The sequence below is a fragment of the Paenibacillus wuxiensis genome, from assembly GCF_040195695.1.
In the GTDB taxonomy this organism is placed as follows: domain Bacteria; phylum Bacillota; class Bacilli; order Paenibacillales; family Paenibacillaceae; genus Paenibacillus_B; species Paenibacillus_B suaedae.
The window spans coordinates 1-1440 of record NZ_JBEFZI010000034.1 but is presented as its reverse complement, the minus strand read 5'-3'; the positions used below and the strand labels follow the sequence as shown (position 1 = coordinate 1440).

Annotated in this window: 1 protein-coding gene; it reads left to right on the top strand. The window is 62.0% G+C overall.

From position 1 onward, the window contains the following. On the top strand, window positions 1-1440 hold a 1440-nt coding region (locus ABN764_RS29450), incomplete at both ends, for an amino acid adenylation domain-containing protein (protein ID WP_446673860.1).

The following is a 1440-nucleotide window of genomic DNA, read 5'->3' as shown; positions in this document are numbered from 1 at the left end:
GTCGGCATTCTCGCCGAGCGTTCGGTGGACCTGTTGGTGGCCGTGCTGGCCGTCTGGAAAGCGGGCGGGGCGTATGTGCCGCTCGACCCGGATTATCCGGCTGACCGCGTGCGGTTCATGCTTGAAGACAGTGGAGCGAAGGTGCTGCTGACGCAAATGCCGCTGCGGGAACGCGCCGAAGCCTGGCTCGGTGAAGAGGAGTTGGCGCTGGCAGCGGTGCTGTACCTCGACGACGAAGCGTCGTACAGCGAGGAGCGGGCGAATGCGCCGATTGGCTCCAGCATGGTCTCTGGTAAGCTGACGGATGCTGTAGACGACGGCGATGTGAGCCATCAGAAGGTCGGCATGGGCAGCTTCCATGAAGCCCGGCCGGAAGATCTGGCATACGTGATCTATACGTCTGGAACGACGGGCAAGCCGAAGGGCGTGATGATCGAGCACCGCAGCCTGGTGAACACGGCGGCGGGCTACCGGCGGGAATACCGATTGGATCAGTTCCCGGTGCGGCTGCTGCAGCTCGCAAGCTTCTCGTTTGACGTGTTCGTGGGCGATATCGCGCGGACGCTGTATAACGGAGGCACGATGGTGATTGTGCCGAAGGACGACCGGATCGATCCGTCTCGTCTGCACCACTGGATGGAGCGGGAGCGGGTCACCGTCTTCGAATCTACACCGGCGCTGATCGTGCCGTTCCTGGAGTACGTGCACGAGCAGGGGCTGGATATGAGCTGGATGGAGCTGTTGATTACAAGCTCGGACAGCTGCAGCGTGGCGGATTACCGGACCTTGCAGGAACGCTTCGGCTCATTGTTCCGGATCATCAACGCATACGGCGTGACGGAAGCGGCAATCGACTCCAGCTTCTACGACGAGGAGCTGGCGAAGCTGCCGCAGACAGGCCATGTGCCGATCGGCAAAGCGTGGCTGAATGCGAAATTCTACATCGTGGACGCGCATCTGAACCCGGTGCCGGTCGGGGTGCTGGGCGAGCTGGTCATTGGCGGAGTCGGGGTAGCACGCGGGTACTTGAACCGTCCGGAGCTGACGGAAGAGAAGTTCGTAGACAGTCCGTTCGCCGCGGGCGAGCGGCTGTACCGCACAGGAGACTTGGCGCGGTGGATGGAGGACGGGAACGTGGACTTCATCGGCCGGATCGACAATCAGGCGAAAATCCGGGGGTACCGGATTGAGACGGGCGAAGTCGAAGCGAAACTGCTGAGTGTGGAAGGCGTGCGTGAAGTCGTGGTGCTGGTTCGAAGTGACGCGAACGGACAGAAAGCGCTGTGTGCGTACTACACAACGGATGGCGAACTGACGGCGGCAGACCTGAAACGGGCGATTGCCAGCGAGCTGCCGGGGTACATGATCCCGTCGTATTTCGTGGAGCTTGAGCGCCTGCCTCTGACGCCGAACGGGAAAATCGACCGGAAGGCGCTGCCG